The sequence below is a fragment of the Asaia sp. A2 genome, from assembly GCF_057319415.1.
Genome location: NZ_JBXWTO010000013.1, coordinates 1 through 19,978, shown reverse-complemented (window position 1 = coordinate 19,978; position 19,978 = coordinate 1). Strand labels below are relative to the sequence as shown.

Below are 19,978 nucleotides of genomic sequence, written 5' to 3'. Positions count from 1 at the left end.
ACGATGTTCAGTCTTGAAGGCAAAACCGCCCTTGTCACCGGTGCTTCTGGCGGCCTTGGCGCGGCCATCGCCCGAGCGCTTCATGCGCAAGGTGCCGAAGTCGTGCTGTCCGGCACGCGTGAGGCGGCATTGGCCGAGGTCGCAGCCAGCCTTGGTGAGCGCGTGCATGTCTGTGCAGCCAATCTCTCTGTCGGTGCCGAGGCCGATGCCCTGGTGGGCAAGGCGGAAGAACTGCTCGGCAAGCCGCTTGATATTCTGGTGAACAATGCCGGTCTGACGCGTGATGGCCTGATTATCCGCATGAAGGACGAGGACTGGTCGCAGGTGCTGACGGTCGATCTCGAATCTCCGTTCCGTCTGTGTCGTGCGGCGCTGAAGGGGATGCTCCGCCGTCGTGCGGGCCGCATCATCAACATCGCGTCCATCGTCGGTGTGACCGGCAATGGCGGTCAGGCCAATTACTCGGCAGCCAAGGCTGGCATGATCGGCATGACCAAGTCCCTCGCGCAGGAGGCCGGCTCGCGCGGGGTCACGGTCAATGTCATTGCACCGGGCTTTGTCGAGACGGCCATGACGGCGGTTCTGCCCGAAGCACAGCGCGACAAGCTGCTTGGCTCGATCCCGCTTGGTCGTATGGGCAAGCCGGAGGATATTGCCGCTGCTGCCGTCTATCTGGCTTCGGAAGAGGCTGGCTGGGTGACCGGCATGACCATGAATGTCAACGGTGGCATGGCGATGCCATAGGGGCATCGGCCCGGCTCTCACGCAAAGCTTGGCGTGTGAGGGTAAACCATGCTAAGCGCCCGCTGCTTCGTCCGAAGCGTGGGCGTCTCGGCCCGCCGGGGCCCGATCTTCGGTCCGCGATCCGGAGTACTGGCAGATCATGCCGTCTCTGGAGTAAAGACGGGGACCGACTGGGTAACCAGACGGATGGTAAACAGTTTCGAACCGCCCGAATTGCCGGGCACACAGGAAGCCAGAACAGATGAGCGAAATCGCCGATAAGGTTAAGAAAATCGTTGTTGAGCATCTCGGCGTTGAAGAGAGCAAGGTAACCCCTGACGCTTCCTTCATCGACGACCTCGGCGCTGACAGCCTCGACACGGTTGAGCTGGTCATGGCGTTTGAAGAAGCTTTCAGCGTTGAGATCCCGGAAGATGCAGCCGAGAAGATTGCGACCGTCAAGGACGCCATCGACTACATCGAAAAGCAGAAGGCCGCCTGATCTGGCTGCATCGGGCCGCAATGCCCGATGCAATGATCTTCTCCGGCTCCCGATCTGTGCGGAGCCGGGACATACGACGAGATTGACAGCCGCTCCCCCTTGGCAGTCGCCGGGAGCTGGCGTTTATGACTGGAGCTTCGTCCGCCCATGATGGCAAACCTGTCGGCAATGAAAGAAAGACGCGTTGTCGTCACCGGTATGGGGCTCGTTACGCCTCTGGCAGTGGGCGTGGAACAGACCTGGCAGCGTCTTATCGCTGGACAGACCGGCATTGGCCGTATCACCTGCTTCGACCCGAGTGATCTTCCCGCCCATGTGGCTGGCGAAGTGCCCGAGGGCCCGACGGCGGAAGGCGGTCTGACGCTCTCGGACTGGGTCCCGACGAAGGACCAGAAAAAGATGGATCGCTTCATCCATCTTGGCATGGCGGCTGCCATTCAGGCCGTTGAGGATTCAGGCTGGAAGCCGGAAACCGAGGAAGATCGCTGCGCCACGGGCGTGATGATCGGCTCGGGCATCGGTGGTCTGCAGACCATCTATGACGCCTCCCTGACTGTTGCGAGCGGCAAGGCCCGTCGCCTGTCGCCCTTCTTCATCCCCTCGGCGCTGATCAATCTGATCTCGGGCCATGTCTCGATTCGTTATGGCTTCAAGGGCCCGAACCATTCGGCCGTTACCGCCTGTGCGACCGGTGTGCATGCCATTGGCGATGCCACACGCCTCATCATGCTGGGTGATGCCGATGTGATGATTGCCGGTGGTGCTGAAGCCGCTGTCTGCCCGCTTGGTATTGCCGGGTTCTCTTCTGCCCGTGCGCTCTCCACCGGGTTCAACGACACACCCGAAAAGGCATCGCGCCCCTGGGATCGTGACCGCGACGGTTTTGTCATGGGCGAGGGCTCGGGCATTGTCGTGCTCGAGGAATACGAGCACGCCAAGGCACGCGGCGCGAAGATCTATGGTGAGATCATCGGCTACGGCCTGTCCGGCGATGCCCATCACATCACGGCACCGGCGGAGGGGCATGAAGGCGCTTTCCGTGCCATGAAGGCTGCGCTGCGTTCCGCAGGGATTACCCCGGCCGATATCGACTACGTCAACGCTCACGGAACATCGACCATGGCCGATGACCTCGAGCTTGATGCCGTCGAGCGCATGTTCGGCGATGACGCAAAGCATGTTGCGATGTCCTCCACCAAATCCGCCACCGGGCACCTGCTGGGCGCTGCCGGCTCGGTAGAGGCCATGTTCTCCATGCTGGCCATACGCGACAACGTGGCACCGCCGACACTGAACCTCGACAACCCTGCGCGTGAGAGCGTCATCGACCGCGTGGCGCACGAGGCCCAGCAGCGCAAGATCAACATTGCCCTGTCCAACAGCTTCGGCTTTGGTGGGACCAATGCCAGCCTGATCGTCAAGGGCGTCTGATTTCGTCGTCCTGACTCTCTGAGTGGTGCCTTACCCGTCTCAACGCTCCTCGCGGTGCAGTGTGACGGGAACCGGCACCGGGGTCTGGCCCGGGTGGGTTCCACGTCTGGAATAGCTAATACCGGATGCCGGTAACCGGCCTCCGTTCTTTCGGGAGTGAACATGAAGCGTGTCATTCTCGCCCTCGTCCTGCTTCTTCTCCTTTCTACGGCAGGAGGCGCTGCCCTGATCTGGCATCAGGTCACGCAGCCTGGCCCCCTGCAGGCCGCCACGGATCATGTTGTCCCGCATGGCGCAACAGCCCATATCACCCATGATCTGGCGCAGGCCGGGATTATTTCGCCCGGCACGCTGTCCCAACTGAGTTTTCGTCTTGCCGCCCGGGCAACGGCGTCTCATGGGGCCTTGCATGCCGCTGAACTGCATTTCCCGGCGCAAGCCTCGATGCTCGACGTACTTTTCGTGTTACGTCATGGGCAGCCAGTCCGGCATTTTCTGACCATCCCGGAGGGTCGTACAGCGCGACAGATCGCGATAATTCTTCAACAGGCCCCGTTTCTGACGGGAGAGGTGCCGCCGCTGCGTGAGGGTGCCATCCTGCCCCAGACGGTCGCCTATGAACGCGATACATCACGCGCCCGTCTTGTGAGCCGTCTGGAAACGCTCATGAATGAGACGCTCGCCCGTGTATGGGCAGGGCGTGATCCATCCATCGGTCTGTCATCCCCTGAACAGCTTCTCATCCTGGCTTCGATCGTCGAGCGCGAGACGGGTATTGCGGCTGAGCGACCCAAAGTGGCCCGCGTATTTCTCAATCGCCTGGCGCAGGGGATGAAACTGCAATCCGACCCCACAGCCATTTATGATCTGAGCGAGGGGCGGGGTACGCTTGATCACGCCCTCACGCATGATGCGCTTCATCAAGCGGGGCCGCATAATACCTATGTCATTGATGGTCTGCCTCCCGGTCCAATCTGTTCACCGGGTCTTGCTGCGCTGGATGCGGTCGCCCATCCGGCGAGCGGGGATATGCTCTACTTCGTCGCAGACGGGACAGGCGGCCACGGCTTTTCGCATGACCTGCACGAGCATAACCGGCGTGTTGAAACGCTCAAAACCCTTCGCGGCACCGTTAAAGCCGCGTCACCCCCCGCCGCGCCGGCACGGGCCGATGGCCGCGGCGCCGGGGATCCGCCTCAACATCGGCGTTGAGGTCAGGGGCAGGTGCGGGAAAGCACTGCCCTCGATCCCCGTTTTTGCGCAGAGTATCGGGTTTCCATTATGGGGATGGCCCTGTAGCGGAAACGGTATCAACCGAAATGCGGTGCTTATTTCGGTGCTGCGAGAGATTCGCTTTTGATCGTGCCATGTGACTGGCTGGTATAGGACTTACGACTGTCGTAATTGGCTGGATAAGGACTGTTGTTTGCTGCGGCGCTTGTGGCGTTATTGGTTGCGGTCGTGTTCGCTGTGGTGGCTGTCCCTGCAATGCTACCCTGTTGCTGGACGACTTGCATGAGCACACGGCGAAGCGGGTCAGCCCCCGTATTGTTTACTCGCATCGAGATCACGATATCCTCGGGGCCGACCGGCTGACTATAAAAGGCACGGTTCGAGCCACTATCAACCGTGAGCTTCGATCCCCCAAGAGAAGCACCTGCAAACAGTCCCGAAGATTTCTGCAGGGCGAGGATATCGGTGTTTGAAGCGCCCGCCGAGCCACTCTCGATGCCACTGCCCATATTGGCAAATGAGGCCGAGGCCCCTGCACTGAACTTGAACTGGCTGTCGAGCAGGGCCTGCAAGCCGCGATCAGACATGACGAAGAACATCAGCTCCGAGCTTTCCACCCCAAGCTGAATACCCATCGAAGCCGAACTCAGGGTGTAAAAAGCAGGATCAGACCATGAGCCACGTGCATCGCGCGAGAGCAGAAGGCAGCCGCCCCCTGCGCCGCCAAATACGATCGACATGCGAAAGACCGATGGGCAGACCATCACAGCGCGGGCCTTGGCCAGATAACGCTGAGCCCTCGAATTGGGGTTAGTCCCCTGAAAAATGTCCTGAACAGCCAGCGTTGCCCGATCGACCAGCGCCTGCTGCTTCGATGCGGCCATGGCAGGCAGGGCGCTCAGGCCCGATGCCAGAAGTACCGTCGAGGCGACGAGTCGGCAGGGAAAAGAAACCATAGGGTAGGGGCCTCATATCTGGAGCCGGCAGGGCGAGCCCGGACCGGGAACACCCGAACAGGAAAACAGGGTCGGCATATCCCGAGACGGGTACGACAAGGCTTGTTTCCTGAGCGGCAATTATGGCGTGAGAATGGTTCAGATCATGCGATGACGGCAAGAGACGATTAGAGCAGCTCCATCCCGGCTGCTTTTGCAACGGCCTCAGCCACGCCCGGAGCGGTAGCCAGAATTGGCCTCGCCCCGGTCAGGCCGCCATCGCGCAGGAAGGGCGAAACGCGCGCGCCACTCTCCTCAAGCAGGACCAACGCTGCCGCGACGTCCCACAGATTGATGGCGATTTCCAGATAGCCATCGCAACGGCCCGAGGCGACATCGGCAAGGGCCAGAGCGCCGCAGGCACCGGTGCGTGGCGCAATGCCCAGCTCAAGAAAAGCCTGTGCATGACGGGCATAGGTTTCAGGCGAGACCTTGGCGCTCCAGCCCATTTCGACCATGGCGCTTTTAGGGTCTGTCACGGGTGAGGCGACGAGTTTGCGGCCGTTCATCCAGGCGCCCACACCGCGCTGGGCTGTGTAGATTTCGCCCAGAGCCGGGGCGTTGATCACCCCTGCGACTGGCACATCGCCGTGCAACAGGCCAAGTGAGACGCACCAGCGCTCACGGCCACGCGCATAATTCGAGGTGCCATCAATCGGGTCGATCACCCAGGTCAGGCCGCCCTGCCTGTGTCGACCGCCTTCCTCTCCCATGAAGCCGTCCTCGGGGAAGAGCGTTTCCAGGCGACGGGAGACGAGTGCCTCTACCGCCATATCGGCCTCGGTTACGTAATCCTGCATACCCTTTGTGGTGCCGGTTGGGCCGCCCGGTGGCGGCCGCATGGCCATGGCGAGGGCAGCGGCATCGGCAACAACCGCACGGGCGACTTCCAGACGCTGCGCAATCATACGCTCGAGATTCATGTCGGAATCACTCGACCGGGTAACGCTCATTGCGGGGGTGGTCATGCAGATACTCCTTATTCGACACGTCGGGTCGCACGAAGGGATGCCGTCATGGCGGGGTCTTCAAGCGCCATGAGGCGCAGCGCGGCGCCATGGCCGAAAAGCTGCATCAGGGTCTTCCTGCGGGCGGTCGCCAGCTTCGAGAGCGGGCTTTCGCGGATCATGGCACATTCCGGCAGGATGGTTGAGGGGCTTTCGGGCAGATGGGCCACGAACAACCCGACATCCTGCGGGATCAGATCACGCGGAAAGGCCTGATCCACCGCGAAATAGAGCCGGTCGCACCAGTCACGATACTCGGGCCATTTGCGGTCGGTCAGAAAATCGCGAGGCCCGGACTTGATCTCGATGCAATGCAGCATTCCGTCCTGCGTCAGCGCCATGATGTCGGCCCGCCGACCTGCCGCCGGCAACGAGAACTCGTTGATGCAGGCCCAGCGCATGGTGCGGCATAGCCCGAGCATGGCGCGTCGTATGGCAAATTGCGTTTCAGGCAGGGTGAGGGCTGATTGGGTATCAAGCGGGGATGCCTGATCATCAGGCGCAGGACTTTGCGTATCGCTCACTTGCCGTTACTCATCATCAGCTACGCACTCACGTCCTTTTGGAGAAAGATTTGTCTGATAAACGCGAGATGCCGGATGGGGTTATGCCGCTTGTTGCCTTTATGCGCCGGGAGAAAGCGCTGAGTGCCGCAGGCCTTGGCATTTTCCTGTTCCTGCTGGGGTATTTCTGCGGCCATCTCGATGAGCGGATGCATTTTGCGCTCGATCTGCTGGCGCTTATTGCCTTTGGGGCAGCGACGTTTTTCGAGCGTCAGGCTGCGCCGCGCATGGTGTGGATCCTGCTGCTGGTTGCTTCTGTGGTCTTTGCCCAGATGGATTTCCGCCTCTCCGGGCATCTGACCCAGACGCGGTCACAGAGTGCTTTCGAGTCGCGCTAGAATCTCGGCGCCCCGGCGATCGAACGAGCCCGCATCGAAACGCGAGAGAACACGGGCCCGACCGGTTTCGCCCATTGCAGCCAGCTTGCCGGGTTCACGCAGTAACCCGGCAAGCGCCAGCGCCAGCGCCTCCGGGTCGTTCGGGGGAACGATCCGGCCGCAGGATTGCGTGATGGTATGCGGCAATTCACCGGCCTCGGAGGCGATTACAGGGACGCCGCAAAGCAGTGCCTCATGCGCGGCAAGGCACAGCCCCTCCCACTGCGAAGGCTGCACATAGAGGTGCAGGGTTGCCAGAAACTGCCTTGGGTCAGCGTTGTAGCCGTCCAGGACGATCGGCAGCCTGTCTCGGGTGATAAGGGCCGCCAGGCGGTCACGCTCCTCGCCCTCGCCCGCGATATGAACCTCGTACGCCGGCAGATCCTCGATCTTGCCGAGCAGCTTCACGGCCGCACAGAGCACGTCATAGCCCTTCACCGGGTGAAGGCGCCCCAGTGAGCCGATACGTATGGGGCCGGCTCCCGACCATGGTACGGCGCGCGGGAAGTCGCTGCTTGCGCGAAAGATGGGCCAGCAGGTGAGTTTGTCTGCGCCCAGTCCCAGCTTCTTCTCGGTTTCGAGTTCGACGCAGGTGGAATCGGCAATCCATAGGCGGGACAGTCCGCGCATGAGCCGCAAAAGCCGTGCATTGGCGGGTTTGAGCCGAGCGGAGTGCTGCCAGCTGGCCACCCGGATACGACGTCGTAACCCGACAAGCTGCCCGAGGAGGGTTGCGCGTGTAAGGGAGGTCCAGATGAGGTCGGGCCGCTGCTCGCCGATCTCGCGGTCAAGCCAGGCAAGGGCGGCCAGATGGTCCTTCCTGCCGCCTTCACGGACGTGCACGGTCAGTCCGGCCTGAATCATGGGCCTGATGGCGCGGCCATCGCGGCGGGTGAGGGCAAGCACGATAACCTCGTGGCCCTGATCGCGCATGACCTGCGTGATGGCCGGCACCGGCAGGGCGGCACCGCCGCCCTCGACCGAATTGATGACATAGGTAATTTTCATGGGGCCATGCTCAAGTGGATCGAGCCATCAGCATTTCGACCAGTTCGAGGTCCTGGGGCTTGTCCACATCGACCGCCGCACGACCGTCATCAATCGGGATCAGCGCCACCTTCGCGCCGGTCAGCTGGGCGATGCGGGCTACAAGGGCCGCGCTCGACAGGCGGCCCAATAATGCCCGCAGGAGGATGCCGTAGCCCAGTGTGCGCGCCATTCTGAGCGGGCGCTTGCGGTCGCGCTCCAGGCTTTGCCACAATGTGACGACGGCACGCGCCTTTGGCGTGCGCATCAGGAACAGATTGCAGCCGGAGAACGTCATGTCACGCAAACGAATGTAGGTGCGTCTGGTATGGGGGACATCGCGCTCGATCGTCGCCTTCAGGGCGACACCAACAGCCAGATCACAATCGCCCTGATTGGCCTCTTGCACGAAGGCGGTGATCCAGGAGGGGCGAAGCAGCGGATGATCTGCCGTCGTGATCAGGAGCGGCGTGCCGAGCGCTTCGAGTGCCAGCGCGACACTGCCGCTTGGGCCGCTTGCAGTGGGTAGACAGGTGAAGGGACGCTCAAGCGTCAGTAGGGCTGCGTGATCCTCGATGCTGACGGAAACAGGGCCGATCCCGTCTGTCTGTTCGAGGGTGCTCAGCACGCGGTCGATCATGGGGCGACCGCCGACCGTCAGCAGAGCCTTGTGCCCGACCTTTCCAAGTCGGGCGAGTGGGTCCTGTGCCCCGTCGCGTGAGCCTGCAAGAACCAGCGCGGGCAGTGTCACGAGGCGGCGCTTCCGCGCCGCGCGCCGTCGGGGCGCTGCTTGGGCGGAGCGCCTGTGTGCTTCATTACCCAGGGATAGCGTTGGGCCTCGTCGAGATCGTAACCGAGATCGAAGACATGAGCGCTGCGGGGGCGGGCGCGAGCATCCTTGTAGAAGCTTCCGAACAGGCGATCGGCAGCATAGTTGGTGATGCCGTAATTGCCGTCCTCGTCATGGAAGTGATGCAGGACGTGCAGTTGCTTGATTTTGGCAACCCAGTTCCAGCGCGGCTTGTAGGCCAGATGCTGGATGCAATGAAAGAACTCATAAATGCAGGTCATGACCAGGCCAGTGGAGAGCGCGGCAAAGGCTGTGCTTGTGCCGCCGATGGCCCAGCCAATGGGCATGACAATGATGGCGATGGTCGGGATCGTGTTGAGCGGTGAGCCAAATAGCACATCAAGGAGGTGAGGGTCCTGATGATGGTCGAAATGAACGCGTTTCCACAGCGAGGCAGTCAGTGGATTGCGATATAGCCAGCGTCCGTGAAGGATGAAGCGATGGATGGCATACCAGGCAAACGGATAGATTGCGATTACCAGGACAATCGTCATCAGGGCAGGCGCGAGCTGCGGACCGAACCAGAGTGCCGCAGCGGTTGAAACAAGGATGAGCGCGAAATAGAGCAAAATGGTGGGGTAGGTGAGATAGGCCATCCAGAGATGAGGCAGGCTCATCTTGCCCAGATCGAAACTTCTTCCCGTACGGAGTGAGCCCTGATTTTTCCGGGCGTTCCAGAAGGCGCGCCAGAAGCCTTCCGAGTGTTCAGAATTGAACGTACTCATTTCTCTTCCATCTTCACAATCCATGCCCCTCCCAGGAGGAAAGCCAGGGCGGGAGGCGCCGTGACGGCAATTAACGCAGGCAAGGTCCCTGCATTGCCAAGAGCCTGTATCAGGCCTTGCAACACGATGAAACCAAAACCAGCAGCAAGTGCTGCGATAGGTAACAGACTGCGGGTACCCGTGCGGGGCGGAATATAAATTACGGGTAACGCCAGAAACAGCATGGCGCAAAGCGATATCGGCAGGGTGAACGGCGCAAAAAGGGCCATACGATAGGTCGCCTTGGGCAGGCTTGAGGCCCCGCCACGATGCAATATGGTCCATAACGACCAGCAGGAAAGAACCGGGTAGGGCTGCGAGAGCTGTATCAATGTGTCTGGTGTGACACGCGAAGGCAGCAGTGACACGTTCTGCAGGAATGTGGTCTCGACGCGGTTGCTTTTCAGGACGAGGCTGCGTACCGAGGCAGCGCGCCAGCCGGTGATCGTGTCATAAACCATTTCTGGTGCGGTGTCCGTAGCGGTCAGATCACCCCCATTGGCGCGGTGATAGACCGCGATTTTCTGGATGCGGCGACCGCCTTCGGTAAAGCTGTCGATGTGAATGACATTGCCCGAGGCGTGAAACCAGAAACCATGACCGCTTCCAGCAGCTTTCGGATCGGTCTGGTTCCACCATTTTGCCAGAGAGAGTTCGGTGCGTGGCGCAATAATTTCCTGTGTAAGGATACCCGCGACACTGATGATGCCTATGGAGGGCAGCAGGAGCGTCAGCAGTCTGATTGTCGAGAGACCGGCGGCGCGCAGGCTGGCCATCTCGCTCGCAAGCGTCATCTGCATAAGCATGAACAACGCGCCGATCAGGGTGCTGAGCGGCAGGGTCTGTACGGTCAGAGCCGGTAATTTCAGCAGGGCATATCGTACCAGCCCGAGGGCGCCGAGATGGCGCTCCAGTATGGGCGTTGTCATTTCGAGTAGGCCAAGGATCTCCATCATCGAGACAAGTATGGCCCCGCAGATCAGCGTACGCCCGATGAAGCTTCTGGTCAGATGCATCAAGAGCACGGAGCGCGATGGATTGAGCGGGATCATGCTGGGGCCTTTGTCGGCCCGGGTGGAATGGCCTTGCGGCGTCGCCACGATCCACGCGAGCGTCTGAAGATTGAGGCAAAGCAGATCGTACAGAAGGCGATCTCGGGCAACCATATGGCGTAGAAGCCGCGCATTCCGCCTGTTGCCACGAGGCCGTGACCAAATTGCAGCGTATGGTCGAACCCCACCAGTACGATGGCAAGGGCGATCAGCCCAATGATCGGGCGTCGTCTCTTGGCACCAATCGCCAGCGCTACAGCGAGCGGCGGAATGAACGGTATGGCAAGTGCACGCGCAAGACGAAAATCGAGCTCCGCACGCAGGCTCGAGCGGGTGATGCCGCCACTCGCGTTCTGGTGGTCGGACTGATGGGAGGCCTCAAGCCGGTTTGCCAGTTCCAGGAGGGTCAATTCACGCTCATCGATGCCGCGCGAGCGGAAGACCGCCGTATCGTGACTCTGGTCGAACACCTTCATGCTGTGATCGAAGCGGGTCTGCGTGGCCTTGTTGCTGCCGTCACGCGGATCGTAGACAATCAGGCCATCCCATAGGTCAAGACGTGTCTGCTTAAGGGAAGGAACTGCCGTGACCAGACCGCGATGGGCGGTAATGATCCTGACAGCACCGCCAGGTTCTCTCTGACGAATGAAGACCTCATGAAGCACGGTGCCGTTGCGCGTCACGCGATCGGCGGTGAGCATGGAGTCATCCGCTGTTGTCGCGAACATGCCAGCCTGCAGGTGAGGGGCCCAGCCCGAATGGGCGGCGTAATAGAAGCCGGAGCGGAAATCGTAGCGGGCAACCGGCTGGATATAGCCATAGAGCAGAATACTGCCGCAGCCTACCGCAACGCCGGTCCACATATAGGGCCGTGCGATACGTAAAAGCGAGACGCCACTTGCCATCAGGGCGTCGATCTCGTTGTTATCGCTCATGCGCCGGATGATCAGGAAGACGCTCACGCACAGGGCCGCCGGCAGGGCAAGGCCCAGATAATGCGGGAGCAGATCTGTCAACAGCGCCACGAAGGTTGCCAGCGAACTGCCTTCAGCGGCGAGGTCATCGAACAGGACGAGAAGCCGCTCCAGAAGGAGCGCGGCAAGCACCGCCGCCAGTGACACCACAAAGGGAGGAACGAGCTGAGCAAGCAGATAGCGATCAAGCGTGGAAAAATGGGGGAGGCGCATTATCGTGGCTCATTCGCCTTGATGATCTGACTGTGCGGTTCTGAATGTTGCTGCCAGCGCCGATGGCGGCTGCACCGCCAGCCGGTGTCACTCGTGAACTGTCTGGTTTGCAGGTCGATGGTCCATCCTTCCTGCGTGGGAGTGATGGCAATTCTGTTCCAGCCGCTTTGGCGCCAGGGGCGTGAAGACAGCAGAGATGCTGATGAAACGCCAACCAGAGGAATTTCGCTGCCCGGCACCGTTGCAAGTGTCGCATCGTGCGAATGTCCGTGAAGGACAACCGAGGCCCCGTGCCTTGCGATGACTGCGGCGACGGCCTTGTGATCGAGCAGGGATTTGCGCCACGGAACGAGCCCGGCCCTTGGCGGATGATGGATCATGACCACGCGGCAGAGCGTCTTTGTCTCGTCCAGCAGTTGAGCCAGCTTCTCGCGCTGCCTCTTGCCGATGCGCCCACAAGCCATGAAGGGCGGTGTCGGGATTGCGGAATTCAGACCGATAACCGCCACATCGCCGTGTATGTGGCAATACGGAAAACCGGTTTCATCGGTGTCTTCCATCCACTTCGACCATAACCCGGCATGGTCCGCCCAGTTCGAGCGGACCATTGCATCATGGTTGCCGGGCACAACCAGCGTTGGGGCAGGCATGGTGGCAAGCCAGTCGGCTGCCGCACCGCATTCTTCCGGCAGCCCGAAATTGGTCAGATCGCCTGTATTCAGAATGAGATCCGGAGCGGCGGCGGCGATATCCTCGCGCACCATATTCGCAAGCTCGGGTCGATGGCGATGCACCCTGTGGCGTTTCCATGAGGCTACGCTCAGGGCGCGCTTGTTCGTGAAGGCACGCCATGACGGCAGGGGGGCGGGCGGGGGCAGATGGACATCTGAAAGATGGGCCAGAACCACTGGTGGCGTATCGCTGTTTCCGGTCATCTGCCTCTCTCCTCGTCACCACAGGTCAAAGGCCGATACCGGCGAAATCCAAAAATGACCAATCGGTTTCTGGTCCCGCTGCGTAAGTCATGCTATGGCGCCGCGCAAGGCGGACGCCTGAAGTTGCGTCGGGCCAGAGGATTGACCGTAACATAAATGATACTGCCGTGCGCCTAGCCCTGATCCATAATCCACGCAGTCGCAAGAACAGGCGCGATGGCCGGAAATTTGCCAGACAGGCACATCAGCTTCTGGGGGAGGGGTTTCTTGTCCCGGCCTCCCATGACGAGATGACCGAGATGGTCGAGGATCTTGCGCGACGCAATGTCAGGCTGATCGCGATCAATGGTGGTGATGGAACAGTCAGCGATGTCATGACGGCCGTCATGCGCGCCTATCCAGAAGGCGCGCTGCCTGATCTCGCCATCTTCCCGTCCGGCAACACCAATCTTATTGCCCGTGACATCGGGTTTTCCCGTCGCGGGATTGCCGCCCTGCGCCAGCTCTGGAACCACGCGGAAGGGCTTCCACGCACCAATCGGCGTCCGCTCAAGATTTCATGGCCGGAAAACGAGCATGAGGCGCGCCTTGGCATGTTTCAAGGGAGTTCCGGCTATGCGCGCGCCATTGCAATAGCCCATTCTCCGCATGTGCTGCGTTACGCACCGCATAATCTCGCTGTGGCCGTTACGCTGGTGGGTGCATTCGGCAGCCTGCTCTGGCGCCGGCAGCGTGAAGCCTGGCTGACAGGAGATCGCTTTACGCTCGAGGGCGATGGCGAAACCCTTGCTGACGGTCAGAGCTTTCTGTTTCTCTCGACGGCGCTGCAAAAGCTGGATCTGGGCATCTGGCCATTCTGGTGCGCCGACAAGGCGAGATCCGAGGGGCTACATTATCTTCATGTGGCTGATCATCCCCGCCGCCTGCTTCAGGCGACCTGGTCGCTGCTGCGGGGGCGCGCCCCTTCATGGCTGCGCCGAAGCAGGGATTATACAAGCGGACGTGCCACCTATATGGTCCTGACCTGCGCAGGGGATTTCGTACTTGATGGTGAGCGTTTTGCGCCTGGAGCAGGGCACCGTATCCATCTTTCCGAAGGGCCGCAGTTCGGCTTTGTTCATGACTGACCCTGTAGCACGTCCGGTAGAGAGCGAGACCCTGCTTGACCGGACGCTGATTAGCGAACTGACGACCCCGGTTGACCCGCGTATCCATCAGCTGGTGTCTCATATACTCGGGACCACGCGCCCGCTCGGGGTCCTGTTCTATGGATCGGGCCTGCGTCAGTTCGATCCTGATGGAGTCTTTGACTTCTATGTCGTGCTGGAGCGCCTGACGGATTGGCCAGCCCCCGCATTGGCCCGGCTGGGCAACGCTTTGCTTCCTCCTAATGTCTTTTATGCCGAACATGAGGTCGAGGGTCAGACCCTGCGGGCCAAGGTCGCGCTGATCACGCTGGCGCAGCTCCGTTCCCGTGTGTCGCCACGTTCGCATGATACGACGCTCTGGGCGCGCTTCTGTCAGCCTGTACGGCTTGTCTGGGTGCGCAATGCGGATTCGGCCGAGGCAATTCTTGACGTGTTGCGCCAAGCCGTTGTGACAGCCTCTGGCTGGGCCGCCCGTCTTGGCGAAGGAACGCATGCGCCCGCCGAGTGGTGGCGCATTCTCTTTAGCAGAACCTATCGCGCTGAATTGCGGGTCGAGCATGAGAGCCGCGGCTCAACCATCATGCAGGGTCTCGAAAGCCGGTATGCGGATCTGACACGCGATGCGTGGACGCTGTGTCACCTGGAATTCGACGAGCGGGACGGCCTGTTGAGGCCTAGATTAACGCGACTGGCCCGAATACGTGCAGGCAAACGTTGGGCCGGCATGGCGCAACGCGGGCGCTGGCGTAATATTGCCCGTCTTGTAAAAGCTGCTTTCACTTTTCGCGATGGGGCTGCCTATCTTGCCTGGAAGATCGAGCGACATAGCGGTTTTCGTCTCGCACTGTCACCTTTCGAGGCTCGTCATCCGCTCATCTGCCTACCTCGCCTGCTGTGGCGAGCGAGAAGGATCTTCCTCAAGGGGATGAAGGGTTAAAACCACAGGCTCGTGAAAACGAAAAAGGGAGGCCAGTCACAGACTGGCCTCCCTTTTTGATCCCGTAGCGAATGATGTTCAGCCCAGAATCTCTGACTTGGCCTGAGCAAAGGCAGCGAGCGCCTTGTCGATCTCCTGGGCCGTATGGACAGCCATGACCGAGCAACGCAGCAGCGGATGCTCGTCCGGTGTCGCGGGCGGCAGTGAGAGATTCACATAGACGCCGAGTTCGAGCAGGCGGTTCCAGAAAGCAAGGGCCTGCTCCACAGTCTCCAGCGTTACGGCAACGACCGGGCTGACATGCGGGCTGGTCTTGAGTCCCAGCCTGTGCAGGCCGTGATTGAGCTGCTCGGCATTGGCATAGAGCTGCTTGCGCAGTTCGGGACGGGCCTGCATCTCATCCAGCGCGGCGAGCGTGGAGGCGATGATTTCTGGCGGTAGCGACGCCGTGAACATGTAGGGACGTGAGCAGAGACGAATAAGCTCCAGCCCGTCGAGATTTGAGACACAGTAGCCGCCCACGGTACCAAGCGACTTTGAGAACGTGCCAACCACGAAATCCACGTCGTCTTCGCAGCCATCCCGTTCGGCCACGCCGCGACCGTTCTCGCCAAGCACTCCGAAAGAGTGGGCTTCATCCGCCAGGAGATAGGCGCCGTGCTTCTTCTTGACCTTGGCAAATTCACGCATGGGCGCAACGTTGCCGGTCATGGAGTAGATGCCTTCCACCACGACGAGTTTTGCGCCCTGATGGTCTTTCAGACGCGACAAGCGCTTGTCGAGATCAGCTGGGTCGTTGTGGCGGAAGCGTATGACCTGGGCGTAGCCAAGCCGGCTCGCATCATAGATGCTTGCATGGCTGTCTGCATCGAGCAGCAGGATGTCGTCCTTGCCTGCCAGAGCCGAAATTGCGCCGAGATTGGCCTGATATCCCGTCGAAAAAATCATGCAGTGGCGGCGGCGGAACACTTCAGCCAGACGGGCTTCCAGCTTGCGATGCAGGGCATAGGTACCGTTTGCAATACGCGAACCAGTTGTGCCGACGCCCTCGCGCCTGACGGTCTCGATTGCGGCTTCTGCTGCGGCGCGGGACTGGCTCAGGCCGAGATAGTTGTTTGTTCCAAACAGCAGTGTCTCGCGCCCTTCGATCAGGCCGACCGTCGCTGAGACAGGGTGATCGATAACAACGCCGAACGGGTTGCGCGGCGACTTGGCAGTTAGGCCAGCGGCAGCAGCTTTAAGGCCTGCATATTTGGCAAAGATATCGGTCACGAGGATCAACCACCCGATTTCAGGCTTGAGAGGCATACCGCAAGATCGTGGATCGTGCGGATATCGGCGAGCTTGTCGAGCGGCACGGAAACATCGAGTTCATCCTCGATTTCCATGACAAAATTCATGACGGCCAGTGAGTCGAAAGCGAGATCCTCGACGATTTTGCTGTCACCGTTGATGTCGCGTGGCACCTTGGGGTTGGCAAGAAGCTTGTCGATGATCATCGAGGTGATGGAGGCGACCGTATCGGTCATCAAAATTCTCCGGCTTTTGGCGTTCGGGTGACAAGCACCCCAGATGACGCGTCTTATGCGTCAGGCTTCGATGGAAGGCCAGAGGGCCCGTGTCCCACCATCCCAAACGGGTGCCGGAACGGCGGGCGAGATTCCGGCATGATTTTCAGGCTGCGGTACTGCTGGTCATGGTCTCGAACTGACCAGCCAGAAGCATGGCCTTTGCCCGGGCTCGCGTCAGCTTGCCAGACGATGTCTGGGGCAGGGTGTGCGGCGGCACGAGAATGACGTCTACATCAACGCCGTGCTGACGGCGGAAAAGGCCCATGGTCTCCTCGCGCAGACGGGCACGGTCGTCGTCATTGGTAGCGCGGCACTGCACGAGCGCTACCACGCGCTCGCCCGCTTCTTCTTCAACGGCAAACACAGCAACATCGCGTGACCGCAGGGACGTAATTTCGTGCTCAGCCGACCATTCGAGATCCTGCGGCCAGATATTGCGGCCGTTGATGATGATCAGGTCTTTGGCGCGTCCTGTAATGACCACCTGGCCATTGAGCATGTAGCCAAGGTCGCCCGTATTGAGCCATCCCTTGTCATCAAGCACTTCGGCGGTTTCGGCATCACGGCCGAAATAGCCGCGCATCAGGCTGGGACCACGAACAAAGACCATGCCAACATGACGATCCGGCTGCAGATCACCATTCGCCGTGCGTACCTGCACTTCATGATCCGGCAGCGCAACGCCGCATAAAACAAAGGTGCGCAGGGCGTGTGAAGGGTCGTTCGATGAACGCGCAACTGCGTCTGTTTCGAGTGTGCGGAGATCGATCGTATCTGTCGTGATGCCTGTGTTGAGCGGCGCAAAGCTGATGGCCAGCGTCGCCTCTGCCATACCATAGCTGGCAACGAAGGCTCGGCCGTCAAAACCGTAGGCTGCAAAGCGCTCGGAAAACGTCTCAAGGATATGGTGGCGGATCATGTCGCCGCCGATACCGGCGATGCGCCAGCAGGAGAGGTCAAGATCACCGGAGACCGGACGACGCGCGCAGAGCTCGTAGCCGAAGGAAGGACTATAGGCGATCGTACCGCGATTGCGGCTGATCAGATCGAGCCAGACATGCGGACGGCGTGCGAACTCACGCGTGGGCAGCAGGTCGACCGTGAGCTGACATGTCATGGGCGTGAGAAAGAAGCCGACAAGACCCATGTCATGATAGAGCGGCAACCACGACACGCAGCGATCGCCGGTTTCGGTCACTTGCAGGCCATCACGGGCGATGGCGCGGGCATTGGCCATTCCGGCAGACTGCGTGACAGCGACACCCATAGGAAAGCGCGTACTGCCCGACGAAAACTGGAGGTAAGACAGGTCATTTGTGTCGATGACCGGCAGCGGCTCAGTCGAAGCAGGTTTCTGCAGCAACTCAGCAGGAGATCCTCCGAAGGCCAGATCGAGCCCTTCGATAATATCCTGTGTCCACGAACCAATAAGCTCCGGCACCACTACGGCGCGTGCGCCGGATGCGCTCACCATGCCGCGCAAGGTACCGATATAGGCTTCGCGACCACCGAAAGCGATGGGAAGGGGGAGGGGGGCCGGCACGAGGCCCGCGTACTGACAACCGAAGAAGATACGTGCGAAATCACCGTCGCTCTCTGCGACAATGGCAACACGATCGCCGGTTTTCAGCCCGGTGCCGATCAGGCGGTGAGCGGTCTCTATCGCCTGATCACGCAGGACGCGGTAGGGCAGGGCCTCGATGAGCTGGCCACGACCATTATAGATGTTGAACCCTGCCGTTCCCTGCGCCGCATAATCCAGGGCAGCGCTGAACGTCGGGAAGTCGCCATGGCGGCGCTTCTGGTTCGATGCAGTAGGAACGGGCGTTTCGTTGGGCGTCATATCGTTTGGTCTGCTCTGCTTTTCACTCTGTCATGATCACTGCACCCAAGGCGAAACCCTGAGGCAATCCATGCGTATGGGTTACGCGGCGCTACGGAGATAATCGACGATTGCATCCGCCGCGCCCGGCGCTGTCGGGCCGTCACCGCTGAACTCGAACGTCTCTAGTATATATTGGCGTTGCGCCTCAAGAAATTCGTCATGCTTTGTCACAGCCACCTTAAGGGTCTCTGTCATGAAATCGGCGCTTTCAAGCACCTGACCGAGATTCCAGAAATGGTAGTTGCGATCTGATTGCCAATTGACATGATGGGCATTCAGAAAAACGCAAGGCCTGGGGCGGACGAGAAATTCGGCTACCTGTGAACTGACATCACCGAGATAGATATCAGCTGCCATTGTATAGGTCATGTCGATGCTTCGCGGGCTGCCCGGATCGATCAACATGTGATCATGATGGGCATAACGGGCAATAAGCTGTTCGCCTTCCTGCCGGTGCTTGTCAAACAACCGATAGTGGGGGGCAAATATCAGATTGTAATGGTCTTGATTGGCAAAATATTCCAGCACATTTTCACCTAGCATCGGCCAGGATGATAGCTTGGAAGAGAAATGCGGGTTGTACAGTACGATTGGCTTGTCATTGTCAAACAAGGCTGGTCGGCTGCGCGCCATGCGTCGGACGATATCGAATTTTGCATAGGAACCACGGTAATATCGTCCGGGACTGATCGCGCCCTGCGACAGCAGCCGCTCCTCGATTTTCTTGCCCGACAAGAGAACGAAATCGAACTCCTTCACATCGCGTGCAAAGCCAATAGCGCGATCCCCGGCCCCATGACGGGTCCAGATCATGCGAGGTTTGCGAATGCCCATACGGCGCAGATAGAGCGATGTCCGTTCAGGAACGACAATGGCCTCAAAGCGAGAAAAGTATTCCCGATTGAAAAACAGGCTCGCCATCTTGCTCAGTACACCTGGACCGGAATGCTCGATACGACGACGCAGGAACTCCGGCATCTTCAGTAGATCGAAACGTGCTTTGGCATTGGGATAGAGGGCACTCAACGTCTTTGCGTAATCAAGATGCGCTTCTGTCGTGCATGCCACGTGAACCTCTGTGTCCATATGACGTGAAGCAATTTCCATCGCAATAGGCAGTGAGTGGAGGGTCTGATGAGGCTGTGCGATATAAGGGAAGGCGATTTTCAGCATGATGGGGTGTCAGTCACCAAGGTTCGTCAGGGCAGCACGATACGTCATCTTCCAGTCTCCTCACATCCTGCAGGGTGGCGCGGAATGGGCTCCATTCATGCAGGGCTGGTTTTTGTGCCTCTGCTTCCCAGTTACAAGAGACGATGTTGGAAACGTGATGAAACGATTGCTTAAATTTTGGCAATTGAAGCAGTTCACAGGGAGGGAAGGCGTTTCCCGCTTTGGCCAGCGAGCCAGGAGCGATGACGTGGTTTCCGGCGGCATTACGCATTGTCTGGGAATTAGCGGCAGAAGGAGCTCAGTCTACAACACACAAATTATGACGCTTCATTGCGTGTCGTCGCAGCTCCGGCCGAATGGTCTCTTTTTTCGCGGTGTCTGTCATTTTTTTGAAATTATATGTTGACGGGTGTGGGTGTGGGGTCTAAAAGCCCGTTCACCGCAGCGGAACACGCCGCGGTGACTGCCTGGAAGACTGAGTAAGATCAGTGGGTTAGGTGGGGTTCTTTGAAAATTGAATAGGTTATGGAAGGGATATGTTGGCGGCGCTTTGGTGTTGTCTGAACCAGTGGTTCTGATGATGAGAGTGCTGACTGATTTATTCTTTTTCGAAAGAACT

General features: G+C 59.8%; 20 protein-coding genes. 7 read left to right on the top strand and 13 right to left on the bottom strand.

Annotation, left to right across the window (positions count from 1 at the left end):
- The first annotated feature begins 3 nt into the window (after positions 1–3).
- The 4 genes from fabG to mltG all read left to right on the top strand — a co-directional run bounded on the left by fabG (position 4) and on the right by mltG (position 3,868).
- Positions 4–744 (top strand): 3-oxoacyl-[acyl-carrier-protein] reductase, encoded by a 741-nt coding sequence (gene fabG / locus ACWNRM_RS11520; RefSeq protein ID WP_285533382.1) that lies wholly within the window; start codon positions 4–6, stop codon positions 742–744.
- A gap of 241 nt (positions 745–985) precedes the next feature.
- Positions 986–1,225, top strand: coding sequence for an acyl carrier protein (locus tag ACWNRM_RS11515; RefSeq protein WP_023978090.1), 240 nt, complete (start codon positions 986–988; stop codon positions 1,223–1,225).
- Positions 1,226–1,372: 147 nt separating this feature from the next.
- Complete coding sequence (fabF, locus tag ACWNRM_RS11510; RefSeq protein WP_023978089.1) at positions 1,373–2,656, top strand: beta-ketoacyl-ACP synthase II; 1,284 nt, start codon at positions 1,373–1,375, stop codon at positions 2,654–2,656.
- Between the two features lie 162 nt (positions 2,657–2,818).
- Positions 2,819–3,868 (top strand): endolytic transglycosylase MltG, encoded by a 1,050-nt coding sequence (gene mltG, locus ACWNRM_RS11505; RefSeq protein WP_485170907.1) that lies wholly within the window; start codon positions 2,819–2,821, stop codon positions 3,866–3,868.
- A gap of 116 nt (positions 3,869–3,984) precedes the next feature.
- On the opposite strand, the gene ACWNRM_RS11500 is transcribed toward mltG, so the two are convergent.
- The 3 genes from ACWNRM_RS11500 to ACWNRM_RS11490 all read right to left on the bottom strand — a co-directional run bounded on the left by ACWNRM_RS11500 (position 3,985) and on the right by ACWNRM_RS11490 (position 6,415).
- Positions 3,985–4,845 carry a lipid-binding SYLF domain-containing protein gene (locus tag ACWNRM_RS11500; RefSeq protein WP_485170906.1) on the bottom strand — a complete coding sequence of 287 codons (861 nt, stop codon included), beginning with the start codon at positions 4,843–4,845 and terminating at the stop codon, positions 3,985–3,987.
- A 167-nt stretch (positions 4,846–5,012) separates the two neighbouring features.
- On the bottom strand, positions 5,013–5,807 hold the full coding sequence (locus tag ACWNRM_RS11495) for an inositol monophosphatase family protein (RefSeq protein WP_485170955.1): 795 nt from the start codon (positions 5,805–5,807) through the stop codon (positions 5,013–5,015).
- 56 nt (positions 5,808–5,863) lie between these two features.
- A complete protein-coding gene (locus ACWNRM_RS11490; RefSeq protein WP_485170905.1) occupies positions 5,864–6,415 on the bottom strand; it encodes an MmcB family DNA repair protein in 552 nt (183 codons plus the stop codon).
- 50 nt (positions 6,416–6,465) lie between these two features.
- Between ACWNRM_RS11490 and ACWNRM_RS11485 the strand changes: the two genes are divergently transcribed.
- Positions 6,466–6,792: a hypothetical protein gene (locus ACWNRM_RS11485; protein WP_485170904.1), complete on the top strand. Its 327-nt coding sequence runs from the start codon at positions 6,466–6,468 to the stop codon at positions 6,790–6,792.
- Here ACWNRM_RS11485 and ACWNRM_RS11480 read toward each other — a convergent pair.
- The 6 genes from ACWNRM_RS11480 to ACWNRM_RS11455 form a co-directional block, all read right to left on the bottom strand.
- Entirely contained in the window at positions 6,766–7,839 is a 1,074-nt protein-coding gene (locus ACWNRM_RS11480; RefSeq protein WP_485170903.1) for a glycosyltransferase family 4 protein, read from the bottom strand. The genes ACWNRM_RS11485 and ACWNRM_RS11480 overlap by 27 nt on opposite strands.
- Before the next feature lie 10 nt (positions 7,840–7,849).
- On the bottom strand, positions 7,850–8,608 hold the full coding sequence (locus ACWNRM_RS11475) for a nucleotidyltransferase family protein (RefSeq protein WP_485170902.1): 759 nt from the start codon (positions 8,606–8,608) through the stop codon (positions 7,850–7,852).
- Positions 8,605–9,324 carry a sterol desaturase family protein gene (locus tag ACWNRM_RS11470; protein WP_485170954.1) on the bottom strand — a complete coding sequence of 240 codons (720 nt, stop codon included), beginning with the start codon at positions 9,322–9,324 and terminating at the stop codon, positions 8,605–8,607. Before ACWNRM_RS11470 ends, ACWNRM_RS11475 begins: the two co-directional genes overlap by 4 nt.
- Positions 9,325–9,428: 104 nt before the next feature.
- Positions 9,429–10,523 carry an LptF/LptG family permease gene (locus tag ACWNRM_RS11465; RefSeq protein WP_485170901.1) on the bottom strand — a complete coding sequence of 365 codons (1,095 nt, stop codon included), beginning with the start codon at positions 10,521–10,523 and terminating at the stop codon, positions 9,429–9,431.
- On the bottom strand, positions 10,520–11,710 hold the full coding sequence (locus tag ACWNRM_RS11460; RefSeq protein WP_485170900.1) for an LptF/LptG family permease: 1,191 nt from the start codon (positions 11,708–11,710) through the stop codon (positions 10,520–10,522). The genes ACWNRM_RS11465 and ACWNRM_RS11460 overlap by 4 nt, the downstream gene beginning before the upstream one ends.
- Entirely contained in the window at positions 11,710–12,645 is a 936-nt protein-coding gene (locus ACWNRM_RS11455) for a metallophosphoesterase family protein (protein ID WP_485170899.1), read from the bottom strand. The genes ACWNRM_RS11460 and ACWNRM_RS11455 overlap by 1 nt, the downstream gene beginning before the upstream one ends.
- A gap of 167 nt (positions 12,646–12,812) precedes the next feature.
- On the opposite strand from ACWNRM_RS11455, the gene ACWNRM_RS11450 reads away from it, so the two are divergent.
- On the top strand, positions 12,813–13,772 hold the full coding sequence (locus tag ACWNRM_RS11450; protein ID WP_485170898.1) for a diacylglycerol/lipid kinase family protein: 960 nt from the start codon (positions 12,813–12,815) through the stop codon (positions 13,770–13,772).
- Complete coding sequence (locus ACWNRM_RS11445) at positions 13,765–14,730, top strand: hypothetical protein (protein WP_485170897.1); 966 nt, start codon at positions 13,765–13,767, stop codon at positions 14,728–14,730. The genes ACWNRM_RS11450 and ACWNRM_RS11445 overlap by 8 nt, the downstream gene beginning before the upstream one ends.
- A gap of 78 nt (positions 14,731–14,808) precedes the next feature.
- On the opposite strand, the gene spt is transcribed toward ACWNRM_RS11445, so the two are convergent.
- The 4 genes from spt to ACWNRM_RS11425 form a co-directional block, all read right to left on the bottom strand.
- Positions 14,809–16,038 carry a serine palmitoyltransferase gene (spt, locus tag ACWNRM_RS11440; protein ID WP_485170896.1) on the bottom strand — a complete coding sequence of 410 codons (1,230 nt, stop codon included), beginning with the start codon at positions 16,036–16,038 and terminating at the stop codon, positions 14,809–14,811.
- Positions 16,008–16,259, bottom strand: a complete 252-nt coding sequence (locus ACWNRM_RS11435) for an acyl carrier protein (RefSeq protein WP_122049329.1) — start codon at positions 16,257–16,259, stop codon at positions 16,008–16,010. The genes spt and ACWNRM_RS11435 overlap by 31 nt, the downstream gene beginning before the upstream one ends.
- A gap of 145 nt (positions 16,260–16,404) precedes the next feature.
- Positions 16,405–18,144: a fatty acyl-AMP ligase gene (locus ACWNRM_RS11430; RefSeq protein WP_485170895.1), complete on the bottom strand. Its 1,740-nt coding sequence runs from the start codon at positions 18,142–18,144 to the stop codon at positions 16,405–16,407.
- An 81-nt stretch (positions 18,145–18,225) separates the two neighbouring features.
- Entirely contained in the window at positions 18,226–19,356 is a 1,131-nt protein-coding gene (locus ACWNRM_RS11425) for a CDP-glycerol glycerophosphotransferase family protein (RefSeq protein ID WP_485170953.1), read from the bottom strand.
- Positions 19,357–19,978 lie beyond the last annotated feature (622 nt).

Excerpts from the sequence above, each read along its gene's own strand:
- ACWNRM_RS11430 (WP_485170895.1), bottom strand. The coding sequence starts at position 18,144 with ATGACGCCCAACGAAACGCCCGTTCCTACTGCATCGAACCAGAAGCGC.
- ACWNRM_RS11455 (WP_485170899.1), bottom strand. The coding sequence starts at position 12,645 with ATGACCGGAAACAGCGATACGCCACCAGTGGTTCTGGCCCATCTTTCA.
- ACWNRM_RS11435 (WP_122049329.1), bottom strand. The coding sequence starts at position 16,259 with ATGACCGATACGGTCGCCTCCATCACCTCGATGATCATCGACAAGCTT.
- spt (WP_485170896.1), bottom strand. The coding sequence starts at position 16,038 with ATGCCTCTCAAGCCTGAAATCGGGTGGTTGATCCTCGTGACCGATATC.
- fabG (WP_285533382.1), top strand. The coding sequence starts at position 4 with ATGTTCAGTCTTGAAGGCAAAACCGCCCTTGTCACCGGTGCTTCTGGC.
- ACWNRM_RS11460 (WP_485170900.1), bottom strand. The coding sequence starts at position 11,710 with ATGCGCCTCCCCCATTTTTCCACGCTTGATCGCTATCTGCTTGCTCAG.
- ACWNRM_RS11480 (WP_485170903.1), bottom strand. The coding sequence starts at position 7,839 with ATGAAAATTACCTATGTCATCAATTCGGTCGAGGGCGGCGGTGCCGCC.
- ACWNRM_RS11445 (WP_485170897.1), top strand. The coding sequence starts at position 13,765 with ATGACTGACCCTGTAGCACGTCCGGTAGAGAGCGAGACCCTGCTTGAC.
- ACWNRM_RS11495 (WP_485170955.1), bottom strand. The coding sequence starts at position 5,807 with ATGAATCTCGAGCGTATGATTGCGCAGCGTCTGGAAGTCGCCCGTGCG.
- ACWNRM_RS11500 (WP_485170906.1), bottom strand. The coding sequence starts at position 4,845 with ATGGTTTCTTTTCCCTGCCGACTCGTCGCCTCGACGGTACTTCTGGCA.
- fabF (WP_023978089.1), top strand. The coding sequence starts at position 1,373 with ATGATGGCAAACCTGTCGGCAATGAAAGAAAGACGCGTTGTCGTCACC.
- mltG (WP_485170907.1), top strand. The coding sequence starts at position 2,819 with ATGAAGCGTGTCATTCTCGCCCTCGTCCTGCTTCTTCTCCTTTCTACG.
- ACWNRM_RS11470 (WP_485170954.1), bottom strand. The coding sequence starts at position 9,324 with ATGAGCCTGCCTCATCTCTGGATGGCCTATCTCACCTACCCCACCATT.
- ACWNRM_RS11465 (WP_485170901.1), bottom strand. The coding sequence starts at position 10,523 with ATGATCCCGCTCAATCCATCGCGCTCCGTGCTCTTGATGCATCTGACC.
- ACWNRM_RS11515 (WP_023978090.1), top strand. The coding sequence starts at position 986 with ATGAGCGAAATCGCCGATAAGGTTAAGAAAATCGTTGTTGAGCATCTC.